The following is a 739-nucleotide window of genomic DNA, read 5'->3' on the forward strand; positions in this document are numbered from 1 at the left end:
GTCCAACTGAGATTCAATCACAAATACTCAAACATTATGCCGTCGCTTTTCATTAAATACACAATAATCATTATTACAGGAAAAATAGTTACATTTTTCCTTTCCACACTGAGCCAGATATTCCTTTTTCATCTTCTGTATTTCTATATAGTATCTGCAATTCATGATTTTTATCTCATACTTCTGAAATCTAACCCCCTCTATCTGCTCTGATTCTTCCAAACTTGGTCGGATGCTCATAATGACGTATATCCAAATATCATTTGCAAGAGGTATCTTTTTCTTCTGTTTCCGAATATAGGCTTGAATACCCATCGTATATTCCTCTTCCGAATACTCTAGTCCTCTGAGCTCATATTTACGCTTTCCAATCACAACTTGTGAAGTTGAAGTATCAGCAGATGAATTAAATATTTCTTTCATCTTAGCACCACTCCAATTTTTTACTTTATATACAGCATCAAAGAATTGAGGAGTAGGATAGGTATTAAGTATATAGCTTATCACCGCATTTTTATTTTCTTTTCCATCAAGTTCAATCACCTTAGTATCTGTATTTTTAAAGTTTCCTTCGAAAAATCTTCTTCTTTTTCTCTTTGCCGACTCTAGCTTAATATTCTTCTTTTTATTATCCTTATTTTGCTTTTTATTATTATATTTTTCTATGTCCCTGTTATATAAAATCGTCAACTCACCTATTCTCATCCCGAGAGAAGCCAAATAGTAAAATCTATAATCC

General features: G+C 32.2%; 1 protein-coding gene. It reads right to left on the reverse strand.

Going from position 1 to position 739, the window contains the following annotated elements:
- Positions 1-27: 27 nt before the first annotated feature.
- On the reverse strand, positions 28-739 hold a 712-nt coding region (locus ACW2QF_RS17345), incomplete at its 5' end, for a hypothetical protein (protein WP_455717273.1).

The sequence above is a fragment of the Anaerosporobacter sp. genome (genome assembly GCF_965301125.1).